Here is a 26,846-nt window from a genome sequence, read left to right as displayed (position 1 = left end):
TCGGCACCTTAACCATACGTAACTTTGTGTTCAGCACAAAAGTCTACAAAGCAATATCCTCTTGCTCCATCTTGAATGAACATTGGATCTCGTATTGGTTGAATGAGAAAACACTTCCGCCGTGGGTTCGCTTGGTTGTGACTGTCTCATCACCAAATTGAATCGTCACTCGGGTATACACTTTTTCGTGTACCTCTACAGTGCATTCAGCAAGGTTGGTTGCAAACTCCGCTTCGAGTGTATCTAGCTGCGACTTTGTGTTTTCAATTGCGAGATTATTCTTCTCACGTTGCTGCTCAATTTCTAGGGCTTGCTCTTCGCTTCTCTCGGTTTTAGGGCGCTTCTTAAATTCTAACTCTTGGCGAATCACACCCATGGTTTGCTCTTGAGTGTGTTTATAAGCTTCCTTCAGCTCGGCTAGCTTTTGTCGGTAACCATCGTAGCGCGCAAAGCCATGTACTTTAGTTGCGGTGTCTCCCTCAACACCTAAGAAGACACATTCTACTTTCCCGCCGACTTTGGCTTCACCACCGCTGAGCGTGCCGTGTTTTTTCAAACTGTCCATCACGATAAGGTTGTTACCACAGCGAATGTCATTACTCATACTGTGCACACCAAGTCTAAGGTCGTTGGCCGTTTGTAGCTCAGCATTCTGTGCGTAGCTTGCTGTGATAGAGCCTTTACTGAATACCTTACAACTTTTTGGCTCCCCCTCTTTAGTCGTATGGCCGATAATGCCTTTGGCGACTTTGATATCCCCCTGGGCTTGAACTTCGGCCGATTCGATAAAGCCACCAACCGTAACACTTCCGGTCGCCTTGACGATCATCCCCGGCTCGATGTTGCCAGAGACGAAGACATTACCTTTAAATTTAACATGCCCAGTTGAGACATCGACGTTGCTGACACATAAGGCGTCATCCACTTCGATGGTTCGATCTTTAATGATGGGCAATCCAGGGTGTGAGGCGAGTAGTAAATTGGGATCTTCAGGGGAGATGTAGGTGCCCTTTCCTGGCTTGATTAAACTGTCTTGCCCAGGAAGCGGTGGGATAATTCGGCCTTGAACGGTAAAGCCAGCGATGCCTTTGGTAGCGGGGGTACGTTTCATTAAGTGATCATTTTTACCAACGGTAATGGTTTGTCCCAAGTCTCGCATATCAATCTTGCCTTCGTCTTTGCTGCGAGGCTTCAAGACTTGGCGAGTAATATCTTCAACCAAAGCGGCAAACTTAGCATCCTTACCTTTTACTGGTTGTGTCCCTTTAGCGACGGGCTGAGTAAACTTTTCCCCGGGCTTAAGTTTGCTACTCATCATCAGAACTTTTCTGAGCGCTAACTTATTTATTCCTTTTGTTATTTGAGCTAGAGATAAGCACTGAATGATGTCGCTACCACGCAGTGGGTGTCCATTGTAGGGACCAGTGACCACGAGACTCGCCAACATCTCATCATCAGACAGTTCGACCGCAACAGTGGCATTTCGAACTTCAGCAATCAAGATTCCTTCATAAGCTTCACCCTTACCTTCTTTAGCAAGAGTAACGAAACGCAACACCTCTTCTTCGAAAAGAAAATAGTTTGATGCATTCAAAGCTTCCAAGGTTGGTGGCAGCGTCTTGTTATCAAAGCTTGCGTCAACCACAATCCCGGTTGGCAGACATGCCATTACTTGTTGCTTGTCTTCCGACAATGTAACGATGTTATCCCACATTCGAATTGAGTATCCCTAATGACTCAGTTGTTATTCAGTCTATATAATTCATTCTGCGCTGAGTATCACATTATTAGAATAATCAGCGTCACATCACTTACTTTCGATTCTGCAAACATGACTCATAAATAAGACTTACACATTTTATGATCTGCTTCGCCTTTACAAATACATAGGAAGATTTTTCAGAATATTTCGTGTGATTGAATGTCGATTCGATATTGGTGCAAGATAGTAAAGGCGAATAGCTTTAGAAGATTAAAGGCTGTCATGGAGAGATGAAACAGAAGTGATGTAACAGATAGTCAGGGTAAAAACGGATTTCAATATGGAGCTTCAGTTTACAGTGTAAATCCAAGATTCTAATTTACACTGTAAATCTAATTTGTAGCGGTCAGTCTATTTAAATGATGGCTAGCCTATTTACACTGTAAATTTGCTAACAGAGCATCGACATCTTTACGAAACTGAATCTCTGCTTGTTTTCGACCAACAAGATTAAACTGTTCGACACAAGTCCCCCACTCTTTCTGCTGAACAACCTTTGCGATGAGTAAGTCAGAAATACCTATGTTTCGATCGTTGCTGAGTAGAATCAAGTTCAGTACGCTGAAGCTGATCGCATCATAACTGTTGCCACCGTTCACGTGATTTCTAACTAACTGAGTTTCAAACTCGCTAACAGTGTGAACACTCTTTGGCAGCAGCGCTCGTACCATATCGGTTTCAAGTGAAACCAAAGAACCTGAAACAAGAAAACAGTAGCTACGCTCGAAGTGATTTTGAACTTGGCTTATCCAGCCTTGAGAGTTTGAGTTAAGCGCCTTAACCATCAGAACCGAGTGACAGCCACTAGCCTGATCTCGCTGGTGGCCGATGTGCACAGCTTCAAATTCACTACCACGCCAAAAAGAAATCAATTCGCTGGTCGCGCCAAAACTTGTCGCCAGATAATCTGCTTGGCTGGTTTGCTGTGTTAACTGAGCCAACATCCAACGGCCAATACCCAAACCTTGATGACGTGCTGAAACAGCAATGCGCATAACTCGAAGGCACCGACTGGTCGCCGCCTGAGTACAGCCAAATTGGTTTGCCAGTAATACAGGGGCAAGGTGACCTTGAGGCCTGCGTTTTCCAAGTTGAACTTGAGCAATCAACTCGCTGTCCAAACCACCCTCTTCCGTCACTAACATACAACCTAAACATTTATCTTGCTGCAAAGCGGCGTATAAACGGATTGCTGGATTGTTGAGAAATTGCATTAAGTCATTTGGCGAGGTCTGATAGTGCGCATCCACGAGAAGAGAAAAACATTGTTGTAGCTGCTCAGGATTAGCCAAGCATTCTGATTTTGATAACTCGCCCAAGTTTAATTGGTTGATTGCGTCAGCAGAAAAGCCTTCGATTTCATCAACCGCCGATTCAGTGACTGATGCGTCATTACCAAGTAGGAAGCAATCAAACAACCAAGCTTCTAGCGGATCGTTGCTATTCCAACGAATCGGTTGTTCGAGCTTAAAGCCTTTCCACCCCGGACGATGCTCAGAAAGCCAAGACTCAAACTTAATACCGAACCCTCGTCCACTGCCTTCGTAACCGTGTACCGTGGTCGAAAAAACCATACGGTGATAGATGTCGACCATGGATTTAAGCATCGGAATTGGAATTGTAGCCGCTTCGTCAACAAATAGAAGGTCACAATCGGGCTTGGATTTAAGTAATTCATCTGGCGCGACGAATCTCAAACTTCCCCCTTGATGGCGAATGTGAGTAGCGTTGACCACTTCGCAAGATTCCAACCCTTGGCCAGCATGAGAAAATACCGGCTCTACCGCTTTCACTGAAGGTGCAGTAACAATAATATTAAAACCGTGACGCTCAACTAACAGCTGCGCTGCGGCAATACCCAATGTCGAGCTTTTACCACGCCCTCTATCCGCAGTGAGAATCAAAGGACGTTTACGATGTCCAGACACCACTTTTTTGACTAATTCAACAGCCGTGTTTTGCTGTTCAAATTTATCCAATCCGTTTTGGGCGCTTTGCATCTGAGGAAGAGCGTGAGTTGCTTGAACTACATCGCCGGCTTCATTGTGTTGTGAAACAGAAATCAGTTTATCGAAATGACGTTTTAACCAACGTTGGCCAAAGCTTTCACTATCTTCAGAGGCATTAACTTTTGGCGGCAACACCAACAACAACCCACCACCAACTAACGAACCCAACGCGGCACTAAAACCATTCGCATCGAACTGCTCTCTAAAATCACAAACAAGAACTTGGCACTCACGACCAAGCAGTTGTTGGCCTTTTTTTACTGGAGCATGAATCACACCTTCAAATGGCGTACCGCCAACCTGGAAGATGCTCGGAGTGTTTGAATCTTGAAGGAAGGTAAAAACAGCAGAGTTTTGCCAATAAAAATCGCCATCAAAGACCACGCCGTAACGGTGATCGTTATGCTGAGCAATATTAGAAAGTGTATGTAGAAAAGTGTTGGTTGGGTTTGTCATAGTTAGCGTCCAGATTCATCTAAACACAGTTTATCACAGCCAAATAAAAAGCCGCATAAAGCGGCTTTAGAGGAGTAATGAAAAGTCGTCGACTTAGTCGAGCTTCGATTGTACGAAGGCGAGGATTTCTTCCATTGTTGCGTCATCAACTTTCTTAAGGTTCAACGCCAAGTTTGAACCCTTGCGGCTGTATGATACGCGGCCCTTAATAAGCTCAACTTTTGGAGAAGCTTTCTTCGCTGGCGCTGGCGCCAATTCAAGAATCCAACCTTCCAATGTTTCGGTCACGTCTTTGGTTAGACGAGTTACGCCTTGAGCTTCGCTACGCTGCCATACGAAACCTTCAGAAGCATCACACTTAGTAAGTAGTGTTTGCTGCTGTTCACTCGTCAATCCACCAAACTGCTTGTGCAGTTTAACAATAGTTGGACGACCAAGGTCGCTCACATTTGGGTAAGCTTGTAGCAATTCAAGTGGTAGAGCAGCTGCTTTCAATGCACCACTCACCAAAGCTTCACTGCACTGGAACATTTTAGCCAGTGCTTTCTGATCTTCAGCTTCGCCTTTATCCAGCTTCGCTTGCATCTCTTTGCCCTTCTCGTAAAGAGAAAGCGGTTTATGAGCGTTAGCTACGTCTGATAGGAACTTAGCGTGTTCGCCGTTAATGTTTTCAGCAACATAGATTAGGAACTCTTTGTCAGCCAAAATACATGACATACGACGACGGCTACCATCAAGAACTTCAATCTTACCGTCTTTGTTCTTACGACCAACCGCTGGGTATTGCTGACCACGTTCTTTCAATGTTGTAAGAACATCAGAAAGCGCGTGCTCGTTTAAGAAAGATTGCTCACGAGCGTTCTCTTCAAAAACAACCGTTCGAGTAGCCACTTCAGCCGCAGGAATTCGAACCAATTCAAATGAAACCAAATCTTCGCCAGCAACAGAAAGCTCAATCACTTGAGCCTGCTCTTTTGCCGCTGTTTGCGCTTCTTGTGGTGTTGCTACGCGACGTTTGTTTGCTTTACCAAATAGCTTTGCATTTAAGTCAGATGTTTTAATTGCCATTGTTGTTATCCCTGATTAAGTGAAGGCCAGTTGCTATGTAATACGCGCTCTAATTCTAGAGCACTTTTTTGTACTGCGTCTTGAGCAACAGCTAGAGTTTTCTTACCGCCCTCAAAGTCGCTCACCGTTAGATCGAAAACCGTGCTGTAAGTGTCGGCACAGGTTTCAAAAGCACGGCTTCTTGGAATGGTTGCCATCATTACTTGGTCATTCAACAGGTAGTTCATTTCAGTCAGAACTGACACCTGTTTCTTGTTGTCGTCTTCAAACATGGTTGGCATTAGACGAACAAATTCGAGCCCTTTCCAGTCATCCGGGAACATTTCGTAAACCGTTGGTAAGTGCTGGAAGAAGTTAACCGTTGAAGCCCAATCCAAACGCTTAGCTGCACATGGAATCAGAAGTGCGTTCGACGCGTACATTGCATTCCATACTAGAGGGTCAACGTGCGGGCCGGTATCAATCATAATCACATCGAAGTCATCGGCGATTTTGTCGATAAGCTTCTCTTTTAACAGACGAACAATATCAAGTGACTGATCTTGTGAAAGGCTTTGCCACGCTTCAGCGTTAAACATCGCATCTTCTGGGAAAGCAGAAATTGTCTTCAGGTTTGGATACTGAGTTGGCAATAGTACGTTCTTACGAAGAAACTCTAGATCGACATCTTGGCCTTCAGGCACATTGTCCAACATGATATCGACGGCAGAATAGATGCTGTCGTGCTCTGCCCCACTAATTTGTGGATTTAGGAACAGACGCAAAGAGCCCTGTGGGTCCAAGTCAATCAGACAGATACGGTAGCGCTTATCCAAATTCAGAGACAAACAAGCGGCTAAGTGAACTGCTGTCATTGATTTACCCGTACCACCCTTCTGGTTTTGTACGTTGATAATCCATGGCTTATTGTCAGCGTGCTGCTTACGTTCATGGAACTTCGGCACTTCTGCCGCGTCCATCAACATGTGAGCTTCTGTCAATGAAATCGAGTAATGATTAGCGTTGTTCTTTGTGAACTGATGGCCATCAGCTTCAAGTTTAGTGATCGCTTCATCGAGCTTACGACGCGTTAAACCAGAACGAGTCTCCATCATAGCTTTAGACATTGGAGGGAAATGTTCATCACTTCGCTCTTCCAAAATAATCTCAATTCGGTCAGCCTGAACTTGTTGAGTTTGTTCGGCTAGCTGATAGAGCTTATCAATCGTTTGTTCTCTTTTCATTGCCAGTTTCCGTAATGATTAACTAAGTACAAATTGTACAGCGATTAACAACAAACACAACAAAAACATGAACATACATTTATGAGTAAAATCACATAAAATAGACCGCGTTTTTACAATTTGATGAAACATCGCCTTAGACAAACACAAAAATGACTGTTTCTATCATGTATAACCATGCTATTTCTAGTCTACATTTTAAATGTTACAGCATCACTTATTTACAATGTAAATGGAATTTCAACGAAAAACCTTCGGAACGATTGAAATACAACCGTAGATTACGGTTGGTGTGATTTGCATTCGAATTTATAGATTTTCAATCCAATAAAAATTAAAAAACACTCAATGACCAAAAAATTCAAAACAGAAGAGAAGATGGGGTGTCAAAAAACAACAGAGGATTGGAACCTAACCGGAAGAATGATCATGGAGCACATCCAGTGTAAGATAATTGATAACGCCAAATTATGAAGCATGATCAAGGCGTAAACTGAGCAATATTGATCCGAGCAACTGCACATTGAAAATGATCAACCTCCGGAAAAATGATCAAGTAAACATAGTTCCGGAAGCATGTAATTTATGAACTAAGTTACGGACAAATGCTTTTGGAATGGGGATTCAACGCCTATAAGGGCTCAATGATTGAAAATTCAATCGACACAGACCAAGAATACACAAACATGACAATTTCATGATCATGCTTCCTAGTTAAGACCCACCCGCTCTAAATACATCAAAGCAATCCATTTCCAGCGGATACAGACTAAATTTTGCACTCAATAGGGTAGGAACGATAAAAAAGTATGCTCTCTTGATCATTGTTCCGATAGATTGCCACCACAAGTGTCCACTTAGACAACTCAAAAGCGACTTAGAAACCGATGTTGAATTCCGATCTGTGGATAAGCTGTATAAGTATAATGATCATGCTTTCGAACCAATAATGATCATGCTTACAATGACTTAATGATCATCGTTCTGATGTTCTGTGATCATGCTTTCTTAAGTTTAATGATCATAGTTTCGGAACCTTTATGATCATGCTTTCCAAGGCGATTTATTTTAATGCTTTAAATTCAGCCACTTATAAGCAAGGTTACGTCCAGATCATTAGATCACTTAATCATTTAAGATCATATTAATCAAAAAGATCAGTTATTTAAAAGCCAATAAATTCTCTTTATTTATGATCATTCTTTCTTTATCATTCAGGAACTATAGTGAAATTACGGTTAGTGTGATACGGCTCAAAAATGAAACCAGAAGAGAAATTGTTAATTAAGGCACGAAGCCACAAAGATGGTCATTTATTTGAGGTATCTGAAACAGCCGTTGAATGGATAGAACAATATCAACACTTCAAAGGTGTCACCAAAAGCATAGTTGAGCTTCTTAACCTAATTTCACTTCGTGGGTTTAGCAGTAAAGACGGGTACGTTTCCACCACTGAGATTATTGAATCAACCGATGGTCAAGTCACTCGCGCAGCCTTACAGCAAAGGCTGAGAGCTGCAGTTAATATCGGATTGTTCAAACAAATCCCCGTTCGCTTTGAAGAAGGCCTTGCTGGTAAAACCATGTTGCATCGCTTTGTGAACCCAAACCAATTGATATCGGTGCTGGGTGCCACCAGCTTAGTGACAGAAAGCGTGAAGCAAAATGAAAAGCAAAAGCGCTCTAAAGCCCTAGCTCAAACCAAAGTAAACAAGCGCTTACTGAATGAACATGGGTTGAATACCCCACCAACGATGAAAGATGAAGCGGATCAATTCATTGTTTCGCCAACCAATTGGGCGGGGATTATTGATCAAGCGTTAGCGCCACCTAGAACTCGTAAGAGCTACCAGAAATCCATGGTTTCGATCTCTGGCACTCGCGCTGTGATCGAGACACGATCTTCTAAAAATATCATGACCGTTGACGATCTGATGACGCTATTCGCGTTATTCACTCTCACCGTTCAATATCATGATCATCACCAAGATGATTACCATCTAGACGCGAAACACACGCCAAACAAAACACCACTCTACATCACTGATATTTTGTCTTTACGTGGCAAGAAAGACAGCGGCCCTGCACGTGATTCTATCCGCGACAGTATTGATCGTATCGAATTCACGGATTTCCAACTGCACGAGCTTACAGGTCGTTGGCTTAGTGAGAACATGCCAGAAGGCTTTAAGAGTGATCGTTTCCGATTCTTAGCTAGAACCATTACCGCATCGGAAGAAGCGCCTACAGAAGGCTCTGACGGCGAAATTCGCATTAAACCGAACCTATACATCCTGGTTTGGGAGCCTTCGTTCTACGAAGAGCTGCTGACGCGTGACTATTTCTTCCTATTTCCGCCAGAAATCCTGAAGCAACATACCTTGGTTTTCCAAGTGTATTCGTACTTTAGAAGCCGCATGGCACGTCGCCATTCAGATAGCATGTTGCTCAGTGAGCTCAACCAGAAATTGGCGCGTAACATCGATTGGCGTCGCTTCTCGATGGATCTGATCCGCGAGCTCAGAAAATTGGGTGAAGTCGGGGATCAAGAAGATACCTTCCTGGTTAATCTATGGGGTTATCACTTGACGATCACCGCGTTGATCGAAAAAGGGAAAACGACCGATTATCAGGTAGATATCAAATGTAATGTGGAAGAAGTATTACGTTACTCAAGAGCGCGTACCACTAACGCAGGTAAGCGTAATATGGCACCAACGTTGCCGAACCCACTTCGTAACGAGATGGTGTCTAAGCAGAAACTGGAAGAGCTGTCTGAGATTATCGACGGTGAGTTTGAGCCAATTCAGCGTAAAGCACCGTCGCCAAGAGGTAAATTGGGACGTCGAGTTAAGCAGCGTAAACACTCTGTTGAGATCAACGCTGACGAGATCATGATTACTCTCTCTAAATATACCTCTGCAGAGGCCCTAGAACGCAGCATAACGGCTTTATCTGCTATGACAGGGCACTCACATGCCTCAATCAAAGAAGAGTGCTCAGAGCTCATTGAGAAGCTTGATTGGTTGAGAGTAGGGGAGGACGTTATCCCATACGAAACACTGAGTCGCTTGATTGAGCTATATAACGACCGAGATAGCACCAGCAATCGACATCTGTCCATTGAACGTTTGATCTCTGGTTTAGCGGTGCGTCGTAAAGTGTGTAAACAAGTTCATGAAGGTCATTTAGACGAAAACGTGTTCCTTGCGCTCGATGAAATGGCGATTGGCCACTAGTCATTATCCTATCGCGATAAGCCTGTTTTACCGTCGCTGAATGGATAGTTTTGAACACATTAGGTGCTGATTAAAATCGCACCTAACGCTGACAAAGTGATGACAAAGTAGCGCATCTAGTTGATTATTATTTATCCCGAATAGACAACCTTTGTCCTTTCTTGTGATTAATAGATTGGCTCATATTTTGTTACATCATACTGAATAGATTTTTGCGAGTTCCCAAGGGACTCGCTTTTTTTTGCCTAAAATTCAGTCAATCATTAAAATTCAATAGCTTACAGAGTTAAACGTCGAAGCATGATCAAGGCTCGATCATGCTTTCTACGGATCTAGCTCTGGTGAGATTCTGATTTGATGCTTGATCGAGAAGGGCTTGATCAGTGGAGATGGCGTTGAATAATTCCTTGATCATCGTTTCGGGGATGGGTTGCCATAAAGCGTACATGCGACTCGATCAATTTTTCAGACTCTGCTTTCCAACGTGGTTCTTGCTGTTGGTTCGTAAACTCCAAAGCCAATACACACAAGTGTTGTAGCCGCTGTGTACACCACTCTTGCAATCCTGCTTCTGATTTTGGGTCACATGACACCGCTTGCAGCTTACTGTAGGCAAACATTAGGTATTGGTAGGCTTTATCTTGATGGCTTGAGCTGTTGGCCTCCTGCGAAGCCAAGTCCGGATTCGATGAATCCGCGAGGTGGCGATAGAAAGTAAAGATTCTCAGGCATCCGTCTAGCCAACATGCGATGCCTTTGCTCTGCTCATCCGTGATCAATGGCCCCCAGAGCGCATCTGGAGGCGTTAAGATCAAAGGTTCTAACCGGTCCACTTGATCATGCTTTCGGTCTTTGTACCAATCTCCGATCCGCTCTAACCAAGTGTCTAGTTCATTCATGCAACGTTATCCCACTGTTTTACAAAGTGATTATCAGAAACTTGTTTGATTTCATGCTGTATTTCACTGCTCTGCTCTCGAATACGATCAGCGTCTATTGAATAGTTTGGCTCATTTTTGACGAGTTCGCCAAATGGCAGATCGGGATCTGGTACCGCAGAGATCAACAACTTAGTGTACGGGTGTCGTGGATTGGTTAAGATCGACTGGGTTGATCCCCATTCGACGATCTGTCCTTTGTACATAACCGCTGTCTCTTCTGCGATGTAATGTGCTGTGGCAAGATCGTGGGTTATGTACAAAAAGCCAATCCCCAACTCTTGCTTCATTTTTTGCATCAGGTTCAACACGCCAAGTCGAATCGAAACGTCCAACATCGAGGTGGGTTCGTCAGCAAGAATAACCTCAGCGCCAACGGCCAGTGCTCTCGCTAGGTTAACCCTCTGTCTTTGGCCTCCACTGAGCTCGTGCGGGTATTTGGCGAGCGTTTCGATGGGTAACTCCACCAGCGTTAATAACTCTTTGAGGCGTTCTGTGAGAGCCTGTTTAGTGGCTACCTGTTTATGGATCTTAAGTGGGCGCGTTAAATGGTGCTCAATGGTGTGAGTGGGATTAAGTGAACCAAAGGGGTCTTGAAACACCATTTGCACACGGCTGCGATAATCCAAGATATCTTTACGGCTTTTCAGCGTAGAGATGTCTCTGCCTTTGAACAGTATCTCTCCCTCTGTCGCAGGGTAAACCTTGGTCATCAATCGTGCGCAGGTGCTTTTCCCGCAGCCAGATTATCCGGCTAAGCCGAAAATCTCGCCTTAGCCTATGTGAAAGCTAACGGATTTGATTGCATTGAAAGAGGGGAAAATGAGAGTTGGATCAAACCACATTTCTTATGGGGAATCTTTTAAATATAATTGCAGAAAATGGCTTTGGCAAAGTTTAAATGAGGCATTTATTAATTAGCTTTGTGAAGCGTCGGAATCATCACACTTCAGTACAGAATTTCTTAACAAGCGAAAAAGCATTTGCTACAGATTACCTGTCCATTACATGGTGCTTTTCGGAGGAAAACATGTCCATTAATTCTATCAACCATGATGAAATGACAAATATTGCAAACAAGTGGGATGCTGAAGAAGAAGTATCTTTCAAACCAGAAAAGAAAATGAAGTCTGCTGAAGCTCGTCGTCGTATCGAGACTCTAAGAGAAATTAGAGAAAGCGGTTTGAGTCTGGAAGAAGCGAGGGAGCTAGGTCTTATTCACTAACAATCCCCATTGCATTTAGAAGGGTGGCACAACGCCACCCTTTGATTTATAAGTATTTTTTCATGTTCCCTATCCAGATTTAATCAACTCCTTGATTCTTTGGCTCACTGTTCCGTTTAGCCTATCCCTTGTGATATTACGCTTTTCAGATGAAAAACACGCACATGGCATACTCTTGAGCTAAGTTGTTTGACAGTCATATTCAACGCCACTAATTTTAAAGTTAAAGCAAAAATATGCGATGTCGTTGGTAAGGAGAAGGCTATGTCTAATTCTGTGGCTCAAGCTAAAGAAGTGCTGTTTTACGAACCCGAAGATCCGAACGGATACCTGTCAAATTTTGCCGCTTGTCCTATCAAGGTGGGTGATCAAGTTTGGGCAACCAGCGAACATTATTATCAAGCGATGAAGTTTGCCTCCGAAGCGCTACGTAATACCATTTTGGAAGCCAGTACACCTGCTGAAGCGTTCTCTTTAAGTCGTGACTACGAAGACCAAGTTCGCGAAGATTGGTATGACATTCGTGTTGAAGTGATGCAGTTTATTGTGACGGAGAAGTTCAGACAGAATCCACAGTTTGCGCTGTTTCTTACCAATACCGGAGATTCGGTGATCAAAGAACATTCGCACAAAGACCACTTCTGGGGCGATGGCGGCGATGGAACCGGCGAGAACCATTTGGGTAAGATTCTGATGGCAGTGCGTCACCAGCTTCGCACTCAGCAACTGCATTTAATTGCTTCGCACTGATTCGTCGATTCAGATAGCGGCATGCTTATCATTACTCCTTAGACGCATTTAAAAGGCCGCCCTGCTATCTAGTATGAAGCAGGGCGGCCTTTTCGGTTTTAGAGAGTCAGGCATCAACGAGAGTTAACGTACGTGACTAAGCTATCCGTTGATAAGTTCTACGTTACGCTGGTGCTATAAGTAACTCTGTACGATGTCGTCAAGCTGTCCATCGTCTTTCATTTGGTCTAGGCGTTGGTTGATGAAGCTTTGCAGCTTAGGATCCATCTCAGGGTCAAACGCCAAATGGATAGGGTAGTTATTGATGACAGAACCAAACTCATGCATCTGGTAATCATCAATACTCAGTTTTTGCTCGTTTAGGTTGTATTTGATTCGTGATTCCATTTCCACAAACACGGTGTCGCCAGGTGCTCGGTTCAGGACACGAAACGCAGCAGTGTAATCTTTTACTCGAATCTCGTTGAGCTTGCCCTGTTGGATATAAGATTCCAAGTTCGGATACTCAAATCCTTTCAGCAATACCACGGCTTTCCCATCGAGATCATCGATTGTATTGAACTCAAATGGCTTTTTACCGCTGCTGAGTAATACGTGTTTTACATTGTAAATCGGGTCTTCAGATAGGTTCGCAGATTGAATATTCCCCCAACTAGGGCTGCCATAGGTAACCCAGTTTGGATTCTCTCTCGCATCGAGCTTGTCGATCATTCGATTAAAAGGGTAGGTGTGGTAGTTGATCTCATATTGGCTGTCATCAAACACGGCTTCCACAATATCTGAAACAATTCCTCTGTGAGATGACCCGTCAGTTTCGATTTGAAAAGGTTGCGCTTGGCTCGCAATAATGTAGTAGTGAAGAGGTTCGCTTGCAGAAGCATAACTGCTTGAAAACAAACTGACTATGGATGCAACGATAAGATGTTTTTTCATAACCTTCCCTAGTTATTTGATGAATGACTACTATTATACTAGTTGAGTAATTGTAGTTTGCTAGGATAACAATAATGGTAATTTGTGTATGGTGACAAAAGGAAAACGCTACGTTGGACTCTCCCGACAGTTGATCGGGATGATAATAGCGATCAGTACCTTATTCACAGTTATAGTGACAGGTCTCGGGTTGTATGTAGAGTACCAAAGTCGAGTTTCTTTTATCAGCTCTCAGATCGAGCAGGTCAAGGCTGGCTACCTTTCTGGTTTAACGGCAAGTTTGTGGGTTGAAGATCGAGAGCAATTGTTTGTGCAAGCCGAAGGCATCTCTCGCCTCCCTTCGGTCAGTTACCTTCTTATCGAAAGTCCCGATGAAAAAATTCTAGAGTTAGGTCAAAAGACCGAAGGCCAATCTTATTCTCAGTCTTGGGAAATGGTGCACCAGATGGGCGGCACAGACTTCCCGTTGGCGACGCTCACGGTGCAATCAGACTTGAGCATGATCCTAGATGACTTTGAAGAACGAGTGTTATTGTTGCTCGCCTTCGAAGCCGTTAAAATCTTCTTGTTGTCTCTCGTATGTTTAACCATCGTCTATCGTCTTGTCGTAAAACGTTTGATGACTATGTCTTCCCAAATCAACCAACAACAGGTCGAAGACAACAAACCGCGCTTTATAACGCCAACTCACTCTACTTACAAAGATGAGATATCGACTCTAGAGAGTAGCTATAACCGATCGGTAGAACGTATTCGTCAACAATATCAAGAGCTGGAAAAAGCCAAAGATGTTGCTGAGGTGGCCAACCGCAATAAAAGTGAATTCCTTGCCAATATGAGTCACGAAATCCGTACACCAATGAATGGGATTATCGGGTTGTCGTCTTTGCTCTCTGAAATGGATATGCCGAAAGAGCAAAAAGAGTACATCAACATGCTCAACACCTCTTCTCTTACGTTGCTCGACTTAATCAACGACATTCTCGATTACTCGAAGATCGAAGCGGGGCGACTAGAGCTTCAGCAAGAGCCGATGAAAATGATGGGCATTGCGGCCGACGTTGAATCAACCTTTCGAGTGAAAGCCGAACAGAAAGGGCTTCGATTCCAATTAGCGATCGACCCTAAGATCCCAACCATGGTGATTGGCGACGGTATACAACTAAGACAAGTCCTAAATAACTTAGTAGGTAACGCGATTAAATTTACCGAGCATGGCCACGTCACGCTCTCGCTTCGTTTGGAAGAGGTGGTTGAGCCTGAGCAAAAACTCAGAGTGAGGTTCGAGGTTGTCGACAGCGGTATCGGTATTGCAGAAGACAAACAGAAATCGGTGTTCGATAAGTTTCAACAAGCCGACGGCAGTACCACACGTATTTATGGAGGCACAGGGCTTGGTCTAACAATATGCGAGAAGATAGTGACATTGATGGGCAGCAAGCTTGAACTCACCAGTGTTGAAGGTAAAGGCAGTACCTTCTATTTTACGGCTGACTTTGACCTGTGTTTAGAAGCCGATGAAAGCAATATCGATTTCAATAAGGTTTCGGTTCTGCTTGTGGATGATAGCCAGCTGAACATGCGTATAACGTCTACACAGCTTCAATCCTTTGGCGTTAAGTCTGAGTGCTGTGAAACGGCAAACCAAGCGTTAGAGTTGGTTTCAGAGTCTGTGGCTAAGTCATCACCTTATGATCTCGTTCTGATAGACAAAGTAATGCCGTCCGTTGATGGCTTTCAACTGGCGAGAAGCTTAGTTGAACGCTTTGGTAGCGAGTGTCCCAAGTTAGTGATGATCTCTGCTGACCCTAGAAAGCAAGATGAAGCTCGTGCTAAACAAGTCGGTTTTGTTGCCTACATTGCGCGTCCTTACCAAGATAATCAGCTTAAATGGACCATCAGTGAGGTACTCGCGAGAGCGGCTGATACTTCAGTCTTTACCTATCCGAACAGAGGAGAGGTTGCGTTTAAAGACAATGAACCTGTGCCGTTAAGTAAACCTGCAGCGGTTGTTAAAGATGCTCCCATTGTCTCTGTAAACGCCACACCAGCCGATAAACAAGCTCCAATTCAAGCAGAGTCAAAACCTGTCGCAGTTGCCGGAGAATTTAGTGGTACAGTTTTAGTTGTTGAAGACTCGCGAGTAAACCAACAAGTCGCCAAGATGATGCTCAAGAAGCTTGGCTTTGAGGTTGATATTGCCGACAACGGTGAAATTGGTGTCGAGAAATTCAAAGCCAACGAATACGAGATGATTTTTATGGATTGTCAGATGCCGGTTCTCGATGGCTTCGAAGCGACCAAGCAGATCCGAGCGCTCGAAGAAGGGGCTGCAAAGCATATTCCAATCATTGCGCTGACGGCCAACGTCGTGCAGCGAGACAAGCATTTGTGCTTCGATGTAGGCATGGATGAGTTTTTACCTAAACCGGTTAACCAAGGCAAACTGAGAGAGATCGTAGCGAGTTTCTTGTCGAAAGAGACGGAATCAAACAAAGAACATGAGCAGCACATTGTTTAGTTGAGTATCTCTAATCTTACTTTCATTAAAAGAGTAATGAGGCGAATTAGACATAGTCTTTTATGCCGTTGGTTATATTTGAAGTATCGTGTGAAAGAAATGATAAAGGTGGCCTGAAAAGACCACCTTTTTTGTATGTGTCGGTTTGAACTTAATCTCTATCGATTGCGAACGCAGACCATGCTTGACGTGTCGGCATCACTTCGACTCGGTTAATGTTGATGTGATCTGGCAAGGTTGCGATATAAAACATCTGCTCGGCAATATCCTCTGCTGACAACGGTGTAGTGCCTTGGTAAAGGTTGTCTGAAGCCGTCTGGTTACCTTTAGTTCTTACAAGAGTAAATTCCGTTTCTGCAATACCAGGGGAGAGGTCAGTCACTCGTACCCCTGTGCCTTGTAAGTCACAACGTAGGTTGTAACTGAACTGCTTTACGAACGCTTTGCTGGCACCATACACATGGCTTCCTGGGTAAGGCCACTGTCCGGCGATTGACCCAACATTGATGATTGAGCTTCCTGCGCCTTTTTTAATTAACGTAGGCAACAGCGCATGAGTAACATTAACCAAGCCTGTGACATTGGTATCGATCATAGTATGCCAGTCTTTCAAGTCCACATCAGGCGCGCCTTCTGGTGCCAAAGCTAACCCAGCATTATTGACCAATGCGGTAATCGATGAAAATTCAGCGGGTAATGAATCAATGGCTTGTTTTACGGCGTCTGCGTCTCGAACGTCGAGTTGAATTACATGCACAGGCACCGTTAATTCTTCCTTTAGGTCGAGTAGCCTTTCGATTCGACGACCAGACAGCACTAACGACCAGTTATCTTCTGCGAAACGTTTTGCTGCCGCTTTGCCGAAACCAGAGGTTGCCCCTGTAATGAACGCTATCTTATCCATAAATACATCCTTCTAATTTGAAATTAACATAAGTAGTGCCATGCCGATCAAAATCGGCGCGGTCGTTGTTTTTGCAGACAAGTTCGGTACTGATAGATACAGTTTTTGCCCCAGTACATTGCCAATCAAAGCTGCCGGTAATAGCCATAAACCTGTGATGAACGATTCTTGGTTAAATGCGCCAATCCATATGAAGCCGATCAGTGAAATCGCTGAACTCAGCAGAAAAAACACAATCGCGGTGGCTCTCTGTTCACTGGTTTTAATGGTCAGGTTCATCAAATACGTCACTAATGGCGGACCTCCTGAAGAAGCGGTGGTCATGCTAAACCCCGAAATGGCTCCCGCCCAAAACGCGTGTCGTTGGTGCAACCAAGTGAGGCGTAAGTCCAAAATAATCAGCGTGCTAGCGACCAAAGACATCATCGCGATAAAGGCCTTCAAGCCTGATTCCGATATCGTGCTAATGAAATACAGCGAGAAAGGCACCGCAACCAACATGCCAATACACAGCGGCGCAATAAGCCGGATATTGATGGTGGTTTTACTTCGCTTGAGCAGAGGAAAGGCACTTAAAAAGTCCAACAAGATAGCGATGGTTACCGCTTGCAATGGTGGAACAATAAAGCTGAGGGAAAGCGCTACGATAATCGCAAACCCAAATCCTGAATAGCCTCGAACTACTCCTGCAAACAGAATCAATGTCATCGCTAATCCTAATTCCACTCTTGCTCACCTCTTTGCTTTTGATATTGCTGCTGCGTTAATTAGCGTTCGATGAGACCTGTCTCGTCTGCCTTTCAATCTATTCACACCTAAGAGTTTTGAATAGAGCCAGATCGACGATTGGATTGGGTCAGGCTGTTTGTTGGATCGGGGATGAGACTTGGGCTGATGTACTGGCCCAATGTTTTGTTGAAACTGACACTATGACCTCCGCCCTGTTTGGGATGAAGATTATTCCATCCGATAGCGCAGCCTTTTCAATGTCGTGTTTTGTGTCTTTCATTCTCGAAGACGAGCCAAGCACGAGCGGCTGTGAATCTAGTGTTGTTAATGGAGACGATGAAATGGAAGTATCAACAGAACAGCTTGTGAACCAAGATATTATCGACCTCGACAAGAGCGTATTTCATTCTTGGTCGATTCAAGAAGCAGCGGAGCCTATCGCCATTGCGGGTGGGCAAGGATGCAAAATGTGGGACTACGAAGGTAAAGAGTACCTTGATTTTAGTAGCCAACTGGTTAACACCAACATTGGTCATCAGCATCCACAAGTGATCAAAGCGATTAAAGATCAAGCGGACTCATTGGTAACCGTTGCCCCTGCGACCGCCAACCTCACTCGCGGTTTGGCGGCCAAGCGCATCTTGTCGAAAGCGCCAAGCTCGTTTAAGAAGGTGTTCTTTACCAATGCAGGCGCAGACGCCAACGAAAACGCGATTCGCATGGCGCGACAATTCACAGGGCGCGACAAGGTGCTATCTGCTTACCGTTCTTACCATGGCAATACAGGTACTGCGATTGCTGCGACGGGGGACTTTCGTCGAATTCCAAACGAGTATAGCCGTGGGCACGTTCACTTCTTCAATCCATTTCTCTATCGAAGCGAGTTCAATGCGGCGACTGAGGCAGAAGAGAGTGAGCGTGCCCTGCAGCATTTAGAGCGAGTGATTGAATGCGAAGGGCCAACAGCGATTGCAGCGATTATTCTAGAGACCATTCCGGGAACCGCTGGCTTTCTCATTCCGCCCAAAGATTACCTTATCGGCGTGCGTGAGCTGGCAACCAAACATGGTATTCAGCTGATCTTTGATGAGGTGATGGTCGGCTTTGGCCGCACGGGCAAGTGGTTTGCGTTTGAACACTTCAATGTAGTGCCAGATCTGATTACTTTTGCGAAAGGGGTGAACTCGGGTTATGTGCCGGCTGGTGGCGTGGTGGTCAGCGAACCGATCGTTGAGTACTTTAAGTCAAACTTCTTTATGGGCGGCTTAACGTACTCAGGTCACCCTTTGGCGATGGCTTCTATCGTTGCAACGCTCGATGTGATGGAGCAAGAGGGCATTGTCACACACGCTGATAACGTCGGTAACAGCGTTTTAGGGCCGCTTCTACTGAGCCTTCAAGAGTTGCACCCTATGATTGGTGATGTGCGCGGCAAAGGGATGTTCTGGGCTGTAGAGCTGGTGGAAGATCGTGAAAGTAAAACACCTTTGAGCAATGAAAAAATGGGGCAATTGAAAGCGCAATTGACCAAGCGAGGCCTGTTGACCTTCATTGTGAATAACCGCATTCACGTTGCGCCACCTTTGGTTATTCAGCCAAGCGAGATAAAGAAAGGCGTTAAGATCATTGATGAAGTGTTGTTTGAACTTGCTTCTTAATTCTTCAAAATATAGCTGACACAGAAACACAGGCACTTTGGTAAAGGATTCCCCGTCCTTTTCAAAGTGCTTATTTTTCCTGAGTGCTTGGCTTTTGAGTGTCTAGCTTCCAATTGGTTAGGTATAGTCGAAAAAGAGCATCGATTGATGCTCTTTTTTACGTCATTGTCTTGAATAACAACGTCTACATAACCCTTTGTGATGCTAGCTCTTCATTACCTCTGACAGCTCTTTGATGCCGGGGGCGATCAAGTCTTTGTCGATGGCGTGAAAGCCCAATCGAAAATAGGAATTGGGGTCATATTCTGACAATGCTTCACAGCCCGATTCCGTTTCGGTATTCGTCATAAAGTGTGAATAGCCTGTCTCAATCAATATGCCCTTTTGGGCGGCTCGTGAAGCTAAACGCTGGCTATTGATGTGGCTGGGCGTTTGTAGCCACAGAGAGTTGGCCTGCTCGCTTTGAGCCAGTCGCTTGCAGTCAGGTAGGTACTTCAAGACCGCATCGTTGATCAGCTTCCAGCGCTGGCGTGTGTTTTCCCTAAAGCGCCTCACAAAGCTGTCGTAGTAGCCTTGTTCAATAAAGTGCGCTACTTCCATCTGAACACGGCTTGGCGCATGTCGGTACATCAAGCGACGCAGTATTCTAAGGTCGTAGATTAACTCTTCAGGTGCCACGATGTAACCTAACCTCAAGCCGGGTGCCAGTAGCTTAGAGAAGCTGCTGACGTAGATGACTCTCCCTTCCTTGTCATTGGCTTTTAGCGCGGGTTTAGGATTCCACTCCACGTTGCACTCGGCGTCATAGTCATCTTCGATAATTACCGCGTCATTGGCTTTGGCCATTTCAAGTAACTGAGTTCGACGCTCATCACTCATGGTGACGCCGGTTGGAGCTTGATGGCTAGGCGTGACATAGAAGTGATCACACAGTGAAGAGTGCTCATTGAATCTCAATCCTTGTTCATCCACTTGATGCGGGTGTAACTGCGCGCCAGAGAGATTGAAGATGTGATTCGCTTCTTTGTAGCCGGGGTTCTCGACTCCGACTCGACTCTGATGGTTCATGAGCAAAGTCGAAATCAAATACAGCGCATTCTGCGAACCTAAGGTTATGAGGATCTCATCACTTTGGGCATGAATACCGCGCTGTGGGAGCACCCTTGTGCGTATCTGTTCGACCAGCATGTCGACGTCTTTATCGACCTTGTCGCAAAGCCAGCGGTGATCATGTGGGTCTGAGGTGACCTTTCTTGTCGCTTCTCGCCATTGAGCTAATGGGAAGTCATTGATAGAGGGTTGGCCAAAAATAAATGGGTATTGGTAACAACTCCAATGCGAGGGTTTGACGATGCGTGGGTATTGGCCCAATTGCAGCTTAACGCGTTTGCTCCAATCCGGTGCATTGTCGCTGTCGGCTGATTCAAAATGATCCAAACTCGCGTCGATAGTATCACTCGGGTTTTCATACTTTTCTGAAAGGTAATAACCACTGCGAGGCTTACTGATGAGGTAGCCATCGTCGAGCAAACTGTCGTACACCAACGAGACAGTATTGCGTGAAACACCCAATTGGCTAGACAGCTTACGACAAGACGGAAGCGCTTGTTCAGCCGGAAAAATACCATTCAATATCGCCGTCACCAAATAGCTACGTACTTGTTCTTGCAGGCTTCTTTTGGAATCAAACTCGATGAAACAATTGTGATTTATCGCCATGAGATACAGTCCTTATTCTCAGTGAACCTCAGTCCAATTTGTATAAAAGAGCAAGAAATGCGCCAGAGTTCATATTGATGTTTTAAGAGTGTGTTTTGCTCTCTCTCAACCCCGAAAATTACGTTGTCCCAAACTAGAAAATCGTTCTGTCCCAACCTGAAAATTAAATTGGCTCTACGTCTCCGATGCATTCCGTTCATAAAGTAAAGGCAGGCAAATAATCTCGATAAGGAAAGCGTATGAAACAGGGAATGACGATGAAGGCATGGGTTTCAACAGCGGCAGCGACAGTTGTACTGGGTTGTTTTGGAGTCGCACAAGCATCGGAGCTTGCAGCCATCGAAAAGCAAGGCTTCATGAAAGTGGCGACAGAAGACAACTACTCTCCATTCAACTATATCGACCGCGGTAAGCCTGCGGGGATTAACAAAGATTTGCTTGATGAGTTACGTGAATATTCGAAGTTCGATATCGAACAAGAGATCTTACCTTGGACAGGACTACTCGCTTCGGTATCTGCGGGTCAATATGATGTGGCGTTAACTGGCGCGATCATTACCGATGCTCGCTTGAAGGCCTTTGATTTCACTCCACCTATCGCTTCAGCGCAGCATTACTTCTTAACCAGAGCTGACGCGGAAGATATTAATACGGTAGCCGATTTAGATGGAAAAACAGTGGGCTTACAAGCGGGCAGTGCTTTGCTAGAAAGGCTTCCAGAGCTCGAAGTGATGCTCGAAGCACAAGGCAAATCTTTGGGTAAAGTGGTGCAGTATCAATCCTACCCAGAAGCGTATTCCGACTTGGCAATCGGCCGAATAGACTATGTGATCAACAGTGTGGTTTCAGTTAACGAGGTAGTGAAATCCAAAGCGAAGGTGTTCAAAAAAGGCGAGGCGGTGTCTGGTCCTGGTTTCGTGAGCTGGCCTGTTCCTAAAGAGAACCCTGAGCTTTTGGCTTATTTAACGGAATTTTTCCTGCACCTAGAGCAAACAGGAAAAATGGCGGAGTTGCAGAAGAAGTGGTTCGGTGAGTCGTTCGACCAACTGCCTTCAGAGGCCATCACTTCCGTTGAGCAGTATCACAAGCTAACAGCAGTCCAATAGATGGATAAGCATGCGCTGACACAAACAGTTAACGGCTGTTTGTGTCCATGCCAATGGGTTCAAAGCGGTTTAACCCATGAGTCATTTGCGCAAAACCTATCGAAAGAAGTCGCTTATCAAAGAGGTCGTTTATGGATTATTACGCTTGGGAACAGTTGCTACAGGGCGCGTGGGCAACGGCATGGATATCGGCAGTATCGATTGTATTAGGTGTCGTCATCGGGCTAGTCATTGCTTTAATTCGAATGATGAAAATCCCGTTTGTGGATCAAATGCTGGGTATCTATGTCAGCTGGGCACGAGCAACGCCTTTGGTGACACTGGCTCTGTTTATTTTCCTTTCTTTTCCGTCATTTGGCATCAATTTAGATAAACACGTTTCTGCTATTTTAGCTCTCACACTCAATACATCGGCATTCAATGCAGAGATTTGGCGCAATGCCTTTCTTAACTTTTCAAAAGGACAAATGGAAGCGGCAGAAGCCATTGGTATGAGACGTATCACTTATTTTCGCCGCATCATGTTCCCGCAAATGGTGATCATGAGCCTACCAGCGCTAGTCAATGAGATGTCGTTCTTAATCAAAGGCAGCCCAGCGATTGCGGTGATCGGCATCGTCGACCTAACTCGTGTCACCAATCGAATCTCTGCGGTTACCTATGAACCACTTGGGCCGATTCTATGTGCCGGTGCCATTTACATGTTGATTATTGGCGTGTTGGTGAAGTTGCAAGCTGTGGCTGAAAACCGAGCCACTTATCTGCAGCAATAAGTGCATACATCTGTTTACAGTAGCAGCAACAGTTTGGCCGTCATCACTACTTGGTCAGCTACACCATTTACCTGCTTGTGAAGCGTCATTGAGTGGGTAAATTTAAGGAGTAAATATGGAAGAATGGAATATTATCTGGCAACAAAAAGAGCTGTTTGCTTCTGGTTTTGTGACCACGTTTTATCTTTTTGTTTCGTCTTCAATCTTGAGTTTCGTCATAGGCATTGGTTTGTTGTACTGTCTCGAAAACTCGAGACTCGGTGTTAAGTACACCATCAACAGTTTGATAGGCATGATGCGCACCTTACCGTTTCTGATTTTAGCCTATCTGCTCTATTACGGTTTGCCTCAGGTTGGCATTCGACTAGATGCAGTGACTGCGGGAATCATCGCACTCAGCCTCTATCATGGTACCTATTTCTGTGAGATTTTCCGAGGTGTTCGTAAGGGGTTAGAGCCTGGTTACATCGAAGCGGCGCACGCTTATGGCTTTTCTAAACTCAAAACCTTCACACGAGTCATCACACCCAACGTGTTGTGTAAGTCGGTTCCTCTGATCACTAACCAACTCATCATCTGCTTAAAAGACACTGCGTTTCTTAGCATCATCACCGTCGCAGAAATTACCGCGGCCGCCAACAGCATTCAATCGACCTACTTCATCCCATTGAATGCGTTCATCATTGCTATCGCGCTCTACTGGGTTGTGAGTATTGCACTTGAAAGCATCACCAAACGAATCCAAACCAAAGTTGAACTTAGAGGACTTAGCCATGCTTAAACAATCAGAGATTATTGAAACGGAAGCACCGATTAACCCTTCTTTGGGCGTGAATTTGGAAGTGATTGAGTGCGAGCCACTATTGGAAGAACGAGAGACGATCATCAAGGTTGAAAACCTGTCGAAACAGTTTCATGGCATCGAAGTACTGCGAGACATCAACCTCAACATCAACAAAGGCGATGTGGTGAGTATTCTCGGCTCGTCAGGTTCGGGGAAATCGACGCTACTGCGTTGCATGAACTGGTTAGAGCAGCCAGAGCGCGGCACGATTTTTATGGGTGATGAGCGTATTGGTATCAACTCTGAAACGGGTAAGCCACTCAAATACAAAGAGTTGGCGAAACTTCGAGAGCGTCTTGGAATGGTTTTCCAAAGCTTCAACTTATGGCCGCATCTCACCGTGTTGCAAAACGTCATGGAAGCGCTGGTTCATGTTAAGAAGATAGCGAAATCAGACGCCGAGGAGATGGCTCGTAAGCAACTCGACAAGGTTGGGATGTCACACAAACTAGAGAGTTACCCAAGCATGTTATCGGGTGGGCAAAAGCAACGTGTCGCGATTGCCAGAGCTCTCGCGATGGAACCGGATGTATTGCTGTTTGATGAGCCAACCTCCGCGCTCGACCCTGAATTGGTCGAAGAGGTGTTACTGGTAATGAAGAAGCTATCGCAAGAGGGTTACACCATGGTGGTGGTGACTCATGAGATGGAATTCGCGCGTCAGGTGTCGGATCAGGTGGTATTCCTTGAGAAGGGCATCTTGATTGAGAAATCCAACCCTGAGAAGTTCTTCACTAACCCAGATTCAACAAGGGTAAGGAAGTTCCTCAAGCTTGATTCATGAGCTAGATGATTCGCGCACCTTAATGTTTGATTGTTAAAAAACTCCGACTGAATCAGTCGGAGTTTTTGTATTTGTGTTGCTACCGCATTAAGAGGATGTGGTACTAGCCAATGCTATCAATGTGGATCACTACTGAGTCTGGTCGCCAGTATTCCAACTCGCAATCCATTAGTTCACCGTCCTGTTTGTAGTTCACTCGGCAGATCTTAAGAACAGGCTGGCCCTCTGCCAAATTCAGCGCCTTGGCGACATGCGCAGGGGCAGAGGTGGGTATCACATCAAAGCGCGAGCGTTGGGTCTCGTAGCCGTATTTTTCTCGGTAGATGCCTGTCAGCGACATGGTGAGGTTTTCTGACAACACCTTCTCAAACAACGGCGCTTTTAAGACGTTTTCAACAAACAGCACCGCTCGGCCATCAATAAAGCGTAGTCGCTCAATCACGTGTATCGGCGTTATCTGTTCTATCTCTAATGCTTTGGCGTAATCGCCCGCGGCCATCTCTGTGCGGGTGCTCAGCAGCCTTGTTTCTGCAATACGATGTTGTTCGCGAATCATTTGATGAAAGTGAGAGCGAGACAGCGGGTTGTAGCGAATTCGTTCGGGTGACACATACCAGCCTCGACGCTCTTCTCTGTATATCAGACCTTCGGTTTCTAATGACACCAATGCATCTTTGAGCGTGATTCGTGTGGTGGAAAACAGTTCGCTAAGGTTTCTTTCTGATGGCAGTTTTTGCCCTTCAATGAAGATACCTGATTGAAGCTGCTCTCGAATACTCGCCTTAATTCTTCCTAACTGTGTCCCTGATTGCCCGGTGCCCAATGTTCTCATTACTGATCTAGTCCATAAGTTCGTGTGCTTAATAAGGTAAACCATGGAGTTAACAGGAATGTGACAGTAAACAATGGCTTATTGTCATATGAGTGAAATATAACTGCCACGTAAATGCACTCGAACTGTCAAATAACTTACGGCAAACCGTCACATTCCGGCTATAGCATACAAAACGAACTTACTGACCTAGTCCAGAAGGATAGAGACAATGAAAACTTTGCTTAGCCGTTCAACTGTATCGCCAGCTAAATTAATCGGTTCACCTGCAAAATTGATAGGCACAACCGCTAAATTGATTGGTGTAACAGGACTTACGGCAACACTTTCAATGCCAGCGATGGCGAAGGATGCTGATCTTGAGTCACTGATTGAAGCCGCTCAAAAAGAGGGTGCAGTTTACAGTGTGGGTATGCCAGACAGTTGGGCAAACTGGAAAGGCACATGGACTGACCTGAAAGCAAACTACGGTTTGAAGCATCAGGATACCGATATGAGCTCGGCGCAAGAGATCTCGAAATTTGAAGCAGAGAAGAAAAACGCAACCGCTGATATTGGTGATGTGGGTTTCGCATTCGCACGTGTGGCCGTAAAGAAAAACGTCACTCAGCCATACAAACCAACCACTTGGAATGACATTCCAGACTGGGCAAAAGACAAAGATGGTCACTGGGCTCTGGCTTACACAGGTACTATCTCGTTCATTTCAAACAACAACCTTGTTGAAGATGCGCCGAAAACTTGGAGTGACCTACTAGAAGGCGACTACAAAGTCACAGTGGGCGATGTCGGCGTAGCCGCGCAAGCAAACAACGCGATTCTAGCGGCTGCATTTGCTAACGGTGGTGATGAGTCGAACCTAAAACCAGCGATTAAATTCTTTGGTGAACTAGCGAAGCAAGGCCGTCTATCTTACACAGATCCAAGCATTGCGAACCTTGAAAAAGGCGAAGTGGAAGTCGCGATCATGTGGGACTTCAACGCATTGAACTACCGCGACAAGATCGACCGTGAGCGCTTTACGGTAAGCATTCCACAAGATGGCTCAGTGATTTCTGGTTACACCACCATCATTAACAAATACGCACAAAACCCGAACGCGGCGAAGTTGGCTCGTGAATACATCTTCAGCGACCAAGGCCAAATCAACCTAGCAGAAGGTTACGCACGCCCAATCCGCAGCAACATTACGCTACCTCAATCAGTACAAGACAAGCTGATCTCAAACGATGAATACAGCAATGTTCACCCAGTGAATGACTTCTCAGCATGGGAAAAATCAGCACGTCGCCTGCCACGTCAATGGCAAGAAAGCGTATTGATTCACCAGCAATAACCCCGCTTAACACACCACCTGTAACGGGTGGCTTATA

Annotated in this window: 20 protein-coding genes and 1 pseudogene; 10 read left to right on the top strand and 11 right to left on the bottom strand. The window is 45.1% G+C overall.

Features of this window, described 5'->3' with window-relative positions; genetic code table 11:
• Positions 1-43 precede the first annotated feature (43 nt).
• The 4 genes from AB6E54_RS05430 to AB6E54_RS05415 all read right to left on the bottom strand — a co-directional run bounded on the left by AB6E54_RS05430 (position 44) and on the right by AB6E54_RS05415 (position 6,518).
• Positions 44-1,714, bottom strand: coding sequence for a DUF342 domain-containing protein (locus AB6E54_RS05430; RefSeq protein ID WP_229647587.1), 1,671 nt, complete (start codon positions 1,712-1,714; stop codon positions 44-46).
• A gap of 419 nt (positions 1,715-2,133) precedes the next feature.
• Entirely contained in the window at positions 2,134-4,227 is a 2,094-nt protein-coding gene (locus AB6E54_RS05425) for a GNAT family N-acetyltransferase (RefSeq protein WP_372106684.1), read from the bottom strand.
• A gap of 93 nt (positions 4,228-4,320) precedes the next feature.
• A complete protein-coding gene (locus AB6E54_RS05420) occupies positions 4,321-5,295 on the bottom strand; it encodes a ParB/RepB/Spo0J family partition protein (RefSeq protein WP_017061212.1) in 975 nt (324 codons plus the stop codon).
• Between the two features lie 5 nt (positions 5,296-5,300).
• Positions 5,301-6,518 (bottom strand): ParA family protein, encoded by a 1,218-nt coding sequence (locus AB6E54_RS05415; RefSeq protein WP_017061213.1) that lies wholly within the window; start codon positions 6,516-6,518, stop codon positions 5,301-5,303.
• 1,259 nt (positions 6,519-7,777) lie between these two features.
• On the opposite strand from AB6E54_RS05415, the gene AB6E54_RS05410 reads away from it, so the two are divergent.
• Entirely contained in the window at positions 7,778-9,757 is a 1,980-nt protein-coding gene (locus AB6E54_RS05410; RefSeq protein WP_017061215.1) for a replication initiator protein RctB domain-containing protein, read from the top strand.
• Positions 9,758-10,137: 380 nt separating this feature from the next.
• On the opposite strand, the gene AB6E54_RS05405 is transcribed toward AB6E54_RS05410, so the two are convergent.
• A complete protein-coding gene (locus tag AB6E54_RS05405) occupies positions 10,138-10,656 on the bottom strand; it encodes a transcriptional regulator (RefSeq protein ID WP_102320933.1) in 519 nt (172 codons plus the stop codon).
• Positions 10,653-11,441, bottom strand: a pseudogene (locus AB6E54_RS05400) (ABC transporter ATP-binding protein); the annotation flags it as partial. The pseudogene AB6E54_RS05400 and the gene AB6E54_RS05405, both read right to left, overlap by 4 nt.
• 284 nt (positions 11,442-11,725) lie before the next feature.
• On the opposite strand from AB6E54_RS05400, the gene AB6E54_RS05395 reads away from it, so the two are divergent.
• Entirely contained in the window at positions 11,726-11,920 is a 195-nt protein-coding gene (locus tag AB6E54_RS05395; protein WP_017061218.1) for a hypothetical protein, read from the top strand.
• Between the two features lie 189 nt (positions 11,921-12,109).
• The gene (locus AB6E54_RS05390) at positions 12,110-12,670 is read left to right on the top strand and encodes an NADAR family protein (protein WP_050643559.1); all 561 of its coding nucleotides are present in this window, start codon (positions 12,110-12,112) and stop codon (positions 12,668-12,670) included.
• A gap of 174 nt (positions 12,671-12,844) precedes the next feature.
• Here AB6E54_RS05390 and AB6E54_RS05385 read toward each other — a convergent pair whose 3' ends face one another.
• The gene (locus tag AB6E54_RS05385) at positions 12,845-13,603 is read right to left on the bottom strand and encodes an ABC transporter substrate-binding protein (RefSeq protein WP_065584480.1); all 759 of its coding nucleotides are present in this window, start codon (positions 13,601-13,603) and stop codon (positions 12,845-12,847) included.
• Between the two features lie 88 nt (positions 13,604-13,691).
• On the opposite strand from AB6E54_RS05385, the gene AB6E54_RS05380 reads away from it, so the two are divergent.
• The gene (locus AB6E54_RS05380) at positions 13,692-16,124 is read left to right on the top strand and encodes a response regulator (RefSeq protein WP_372106686.1); all 2,433 of its coding nucleotides are present in this window, start codon (positions 13,692-13,694) and stop codon (positions 16,122-16,124) included.
• Positions 16,125-16,275: 151 nt separating this feature from the next.
• Here AB6E54_RS05380 and AB6E54_RS05375 read toward each other — a convergent pair whose 3' ends face one another.
• A complete protein-coding gene (locus AB6E54_RS05375) occupies positions 16,276-17,028 on the bottom strand; it encodes an SDR family NAD(P)-dependent oxidoreductase (RefSeq protein WP_017061222.1) in 753 nt (250 codons plus the stop codon).
• 12 nt (positions 17,029-17,040) lie between these two features.
• Positions 17,041-17,736 carry a sulfite exporter TauE/SafE family protein gene (locus AB6E54_RS05370; protein ID WP_017066352.1) on the bottom strand — a complete coding sequence of 232 codons (696 nt, stop codon included), beginning with the start codon at positions 17,734-17,736 and terminating at the stop codon, positions 17,041-17,043.
• Positions 17,737-18,098: 362 nt separating this feature from the next.
• Between AB6E54_RS05370 and AB6E54_RS05365 the strand changes: the two genes are divergently transcribed.
• Positions 18,099-19,415 carry an aspartate aminotransferase family protein gene (locus AB6E54_RS05365; RefSeq protein WP_017065135.1) on the top strand — a complete coding sequence of 439 codons (1,317 nt, stop codon included), beginning with the start codon at positions 18,099-18,101 and terminating at the stop codon, positions 19,413-19,415.
• A gap of 204 nt (positions 19,416-19,619) precedes the next feature.
• Here AB6E54_RS05365 and AB6E54_RS05360 read toward each other — a convergent pair whose 3' ends face one another.
• Complete coding sequence (locus AB6E54_RS05360; protein ID WP_372051396.1) at positions 19,620-21,134, bottom strand: PLP-dependent aminotransferase family protein; 1,515 nt, start codon at positions 21,132-21,134, stop codon at positions 19,620-19,622.
• A 239-nt stretch (positions 21,135-21,373) separates the two neighbouring features.
• On the opposite strand from AB6E54_RS05360, the gene AB6E54_RS05355 reads away from it, so the two are divergent.
• The 4 genes from AB6E54_RS05355 (at position 21,374) to AB6E54_RS05340 (ending at position 24,641) form a co-directional block, all read left to right on the top strand.
• Positions 21,374-22,240, top strand: a complete 867-nt coding sequence (locus AB6E54_RS05355; protein WP_102332332.1) for a transporter substrate-binding domain-containing protein — start codon at positions 21,374-21,376, stop codon at positions 22,238-22,240.
• Positions 22,241-22,371: 131 nt separating this feature from the next.
• Positions 22,372-23,013, top strand: coding sequence for an amino acid ABC transporter permease (locus tag AB6E54_RS05350; protein WP_372157887.1), 642 nt, complete (start codon positions 22,372-22,374; stop codon positions 23,011-23,013).
• Positions 23,014-23,128: 115 nt separating this feature from the next.
• Complete coding sequence (locus AB6E54_RS05345) at positions 23,129-23,794, top strand: amino acid ABC transporter permease (protein WP_017071256.1); 666 nt, start codon at positions 23,129-23,131, stop codon at positions 23,792-23,794.
• Complete coding sequence (locus AB6E54_RS05340; RefSeq protein WP_372168790.1) at positions 23,787-24,641, top strand: amino acid ABC transporter ATP-binding protein; 855 nt, start codon at positions 23,787-23,789, stop codon at positions 24,639-24,641. The genes AB6E54_RS05345 and AB6E54_RS05340 overlap by 8 nt, the downstream gene beginning before the upstream one ends.
• Positions 24,642-24,744: 103 nt before the next feature.
• Here AB6E54_RS05340 and AB6E54_RS05335 read toward each other — a convergent pair whose 3' ends face one another.
• Positions 24,745-25,473, bottom strand: coding sequence for a UTRA domain-containing protein (locus AB6E54_RS05335; protein WP_004732583.1), 729 nt, complete (start codon positions 25,471-25,473; stop codon positions 24,745-24,747).
• Between the two features lie 211 nt (positions 25,474-25,684).
• Here AB6E54_RS05335 and AB6E54_RS05330 point away from each other — a divergent pair, with 211 nt between their 5' ends.
• Positions 25,685-26,809: an ABC transporter substrate-binding protein gene (locus AB6E54_RS05330; RefSeq protein ID WP_372168788.1), complete on the top strand. Its 1,125-nt coding sequence runs from the start codon at positions 25,685-25,687 to the stop codon at positions 26,807-26,809.
• Positions 26,810-26,846: the final 37 nt, after the last annotated feature.

Origin of the sequence: Vibrio sp. 10N.247.311.49 (assembly GCF_041467655.1) — a bacterium.
GTDB lineage: Bacteria > Pseudomonadota > Gammaproteobacteria > Enterobacterales > Vibrionaceae > Vibrio > Vibrio crassostreae_C.
This window is presented reverse-complemented; position numbering and strand designations above follow the sequence as displayed.

Coding starts and splice junctions, on each gene's coding strand:
- AB6E54_RS05350 (WP_372157887.1), top strand. CDS start 22,372: ATGGATTATTACGCTTGGGAACAGTTGCTACAGGGCGCGTGGGCAACG.
- AB6E54_RS05335 (WP_004732583.1), bottom strand. CDS start 25,473: ATGAGAACATTGGGCACCGGGCAATCAGGGACACAGTTAGGAAGAATT.
- AB6E54_RS05365 (WP_017065135.1), top strand. CDS start 18,099: ATGGAAGTATCAACAGAACAGCTTGTGAACCAAGATATTATCGACCTC.
- AB6E54_RS05380 (WP_372106686.1), top strand. CDS start 13,692: ATGGTGACAAAAGGAAAACGCTACGTTGGACTCTCCCGACAGTTGATC.
- AB6E54_RS05370 (WP_017066352.1), bottom strand. CDS start 17,736: ATGACATTGATTCTGTTTGCAGGAGTAGTTCGAGGCTATTCAGGATTT.
- AB6E54_RS05425 (WP_372106684.1), bottom strand. CDS start 4,227: ATGACAAACCCAACCAACACTTTTCTACATACACTTTCTAATATTGCT.
- AB6E54_RS05410 (WP_017061215.1), top strand. CDS start 7,778: ATGAAACCAGAAGAGAAATTGTTAATTAAGGCACGAAGCCACAAAGAT.
- AB6E54_RS05420 (WP_017061212.1), bottom strand. CDS start 5,295: ATGGCAATTAAAACATCTGACTTAAATGCAAAGCTATTTGGTAAAGCA.
- AB6E54_RS05375 (WP_017061222.1), bottom strand. CDS start 17,028: ATGGATAAGATAGCGTTCATTACAGGGGCAACCTCTGGTTTCGGCAAA.
- AB6E54_RS05360 (WP_372051396.1), bottom strand. CDS start 21,134: ATGGCGATAAATCACAATTGTTTCATCGAGTTTGATTCCAAAAGAAGC.
- AB6E54_RS05340 (WP_372168790.1), top strand. CDS start 23,787: ATGCTTAAACAATCAGAGATTATTGAAACGGAAGCACCGATTAACCCT.
- AB6E54_RS05345 (WP_017071256.1), top strand. CDS start 23,129: ATGGAAGAATGGAATATTATCTGGCAACAAAAAGAGCTGTTTGCTTCT.
- AB6E54_RS05385 (WP_065584480.1), bottom strand. CDS start 13,603: ATGAAAAAACATCTTATCGTTGCATCCATAGTCAGTTTGTTTTCAAGC.
- AB6E54_RS05395 (WP_017061218.1), top strand. CDS start 11,726: ATGTCCATTAATTCTATCAACCATGATGAAATGACAAATATTGCAAAC.
- AB6E54_RS05415 (WP_017061213.1), bottom strand. CDS start 6,518: ATGAAAAGAGAACAAACGATTGATAAGCTCTATCAGCTAGCCGAACAA.
- AB6E54_RS05355 (WP_102332332.1), top strand. CDS start 21,374: ATGAAACAGGGAATGACGATGAAGGCATGGGTTTCAACAGCGGCAGCG.
- AB6E54_RS05430 (WP_229647587.1), bottom strand. CDS start 1,714: ATGTGGGATAACATCGTTACATTGTCGGAAGACAAGCAACAAGTAATG.
- AB6E54_RS05405 (WP_102320933.1), bottom strand. CDS start 10,656: ATGAATGAACTAGACACTTGGTTAGAGCGGATCGGAGATTGGTACAAA.
- AB6E54_RS05330 (WP_372168788.1), top strand. CDS start 25,685: ATGAAAACTTTGCTTAGCCGTTCAACTGTATCGCCAGCTAAATTAATC.